Source organism: Endozoicomonas sp. Z74 (assembly GCF_057680865.1).
In genome coordinates this window covers 1-3,222 of the sequence record NZ_JBLYZI010000197.1, presented here as the reverse complement: position 1 = coordinate 3,222, position 3,222 = coordinate 1, and the positions used below count along the sequence as shown (strand labels likewise).

Annotated in this window: 1 protein-coding gene and 1 pseudogene; both read right to left on the bottom strand. The window is 44.7% G+C overall.

Translation table 11 applies throughout. The annotated features are described in order from the left end of the window. Positions 1-71: 71 nt before the first annotated feature. Positions 72-2,270 (bottom strand): DEAD/DEAH box helicase, encoded by a 2,199-nt coding sequence (locus tag ACNRUY_RS26040; protein WP_488114582.1) that lies wholly within the window; start codon positions 2,268-2,270, stop codon positions 72-74. Positions 2,271-2,279: 9 nt separating this feature from the next. Further along, positions 2,280-3,137, bottom strand: a pseudogene (locus ACNRUY_RS26035) (STY4851/ECs_5259 family protein); the annotation flags it as partial. Between the last annotated feature and the right edge of the window lie 85 nt (positions 3,138-3,222).

The window sequence follows — 3,222 nt, the reverse complement described above, 5'->3', positions numbered from 1 at the left end:
GCTTATCAGTGAGCGAGGAGAATTTGGAAAACAGGGCTTTTGCAGACATCGAAAGACAGGAAAAACCCTGATTATACAGGCTGTTTCTTGATGGCGCTGTTCAATTGGTGATCATGTTTTTGCCCTGCCATCCCCTCCATTTCTTCTGCTTTTGCAATCAAGCTATCGTAATCAGCTGTGGTGTTATTTTTCGGCTCAAGATTGGCCTTTGCCTGAGCACTTCTCAGAGAGGAAAAAACGAGTCCTCTTAACTTGGAACGCTCCGCCTCTTGCTGCATTCGCACAGCCATTCTCGCGGTACCCTGACGGCTATCCGTGAAGGTAATCAGCTTACGACCCCGTCCGGGCAGTTCTTCAGGTGATTCTCCGTTACAATCTTTTTTATCAGGGTCTGGGCAGAACTCCAAAACCGTAGGCACAGCATTTGCCACATAGAAAGGTGAACCCAAATAAGCTTTCTTCAAAAAGCTGTCTCTTCTGGAAGTATCCACGCCACAATGTGAACAACACCTGTCTTTGGTTGATGCTATTTGAATGGAAAGACTTTTCTGGGCAGACAAGCTGCCAAGCTTTAATGATTCCAGATCAAGAGAAATATCCAGATATTCGCCAAACTCACTGCCATTGGATACGATAGCTACAGACTGACCATGCTTTGCTTCAGACGACGAATGCTCTTGTTTAATCGGTAACTCGTCTTCTTCAGGCTCGTAGGTCAAAGAGAATTCATCACCGGAGTAGGGGCTGCATTGGTGCAGCTCACCACGACGATCTTCAGCAACAAGATGAGGTGTCTTGCAATCATGGCAAAAAGCTAATTCATAGACGGGAGCCTGACAATCGCAGCGAGACCGTTGTGTTACATACACATTACCAAATGGCCAGTCTTTTAAATGCTCACTTTTAGCGGTACATTTCGGATCAACACAGCTCCATAAGCCATGGAGCATTCGTTGGAAAAAGTGTGCTCTTAACTTAAGGAATGGCGGTTCATCACTAGAGTGGCGGGTACCGGTTAATAAGTCTAACCACTTGAGAACTTCTTGTTGTTTGCTTTTTCGATCAGTACTTTTGAGATCGGAATCGACACAATTGATCAAATCATTCAGATCAAGAGGCCTGTCATGACTCACAACCGCATGGCGTAGAGCCGTCGCTACATTGCTTTTCTCCAATGCTTCAAAACGCTTTGAAGAAACTTCTTGATCAGGCTCAATGGAGCGCAATTGTTCTAAAGCCTGGTTTTCCTTTGGATGCTCCGCAATATCAGGCCATACTCTGGAGCCTCCAATCACATCGACTTGCTCTCTATCTACACCGGCAAGACCAGCCAGATAGTCTCTCAGTTTTTCTTCAGCCTCAGCTCCGGCAATGGTTGCGGACGTTGCAATAAAGCGAATATCTTTGGCTTTCTTTCCAAATGCCTGAACAACACGCCTTAAGAGCAGGGACAATTCCGCAGCCTGAGAGCCGATATAGGTATGGGCTTCATCCAGTACAATCCATCGTAATGAACCTTCTTCACGAGAAATATCCAGAATAGGGCTGTCTACCTGTCTGACCAGCATGTATTCAAGCATAGTGGCATTGGTCAACAGAATAGGCGCCGGTTCTTCTCTCAGAGACTCTCTGGACAGCTGTTGGTTCGGGTGCTCTTTTTGTAAATTCCTTATTTTTGGCGATGACTTGCTCTCTTCAGTCTTACCGTTATAAAGACAGAATCGAATATCTTTCTCAAAGGCTCTGGTCCAGGCATCCAATCGTTCTTGTTGAGAGTTTATAAGGGCGTTTAATGGGTACAGGAATAAAGCTCGAACGCCAATCAGGGGCTTTTTAGTTACCTGCCGCTCTCTAATAAGGTCCTCAAGAATAGGCACCATAAAGCACTCAGTTTTACCTGAGCCGGTACCACTGGTAATGACTGCTGATTTAGGCTTATCGTCAAGCAGGGTTTTCCATGAGGCTAGCTGATGCTTATAAGGATGAGCTGTTCGGGGGAACTGGTAGGCGTGGGATGTTTCCAGTGTTTCTATAAGTTTTTTTGAAAGTAAGTTACCTTCGAGGTCATCCAACGTTTTGGCAGATTCCTGCCAACCAAATGTATGTTCAAAAACGGGTGGGGCAAGAAAACAGCCTTCTACACCCAGCTCATCATTCATCTGGCTGGCCAGGTGAGTTCTAAGGCCAGCATCATTTATCCCGAGAACACTGAGCGTTGCTTCTCTTCTTCGGGACAAGCTCTGCTTAACCAAATCCGTGAAATACTGCATATCAATCTCCTAAAAATCCTTGGCTAGCAGATATGAAACCATCAAGGCGTGTACTGGTGTGTACCAGTTATTTCGGTCGAAATCAGAAATATTTCGAATGTTGTATTTAAGGTATGCTTCATCGGGAAAAAGCGATGAAATGCTCGTTTTTCCGGCAGTAACATAGGCCATGAAAATTGGCAATAAAGTTGCTGCATGGGTATATGTCATGTTTGACAAAAGCTTAACTGTGTTTGGTAATTCCTGATGCTGAACCCATGCTCTTAGTTCAATACCGAGAGCTGTTGGCCATCGACAGTCAGAACTATGTTGTTGCCGTAAATCTTGATGCCAACGAGGAAGGATTGCTTCCAAAGGTGGTGTTCTTTGTAAACTCTCTCTTTTTCCTGTGGCGATAAAATCACCAAGGTGTTCAAATCCAGAAACAACAACCAGCAGCACATCCCGGCGGTTTTTTAACAGGTTTTCTAATAGGTCTTCGCTCAAACCTAACTGTTCGTACCAGCTCTTGGCTAAATGATAAGATTCATGCCAGATTGACACAGGAATGCTTTCCCAAATAACAGCCAGTTCATCTTTTATTCGGGAACAGAATCTTTCGTCTAGTTGAAGCCTGAAGATAGCCGAAGCCAATGCCATGGGATTTCTGGCAACAGACTGCCAGGTTTCAAAAACTGAAAGAGGCAGATGCGCAAAATTTGATTTAAGGTCCTCTAAATATTGCCAGCCGCTATGGGTAAAATCCTGACTCATCCCCTCCACCTGAAGATCAATAACATCTGGATTATCTTTCGGGTGGTAAAGCTGAGTTGCATGATGCAGAGAGGCGCTGTTCAAATTAAGTGTTGCTCTACCCAATGTATAGAAACTTGATCTAAAAAAGCCTCCTCTGAGAAGAGTTGAGTTTTAAGAAACCTTTTCCACCCGAGGTAACGAGACAGGTATTTTGTTG

What these genes read in the sequence shown, in the direction of transcription:
- ACNRUY_RS26040 (WP_488114582.1), bottom strand. Translation starts at nt 2,270, where the DNA reads ATGCAGTATTTCACGGATTTGGTTAAGCAGAGCTTGTCCCGAAGAAGA.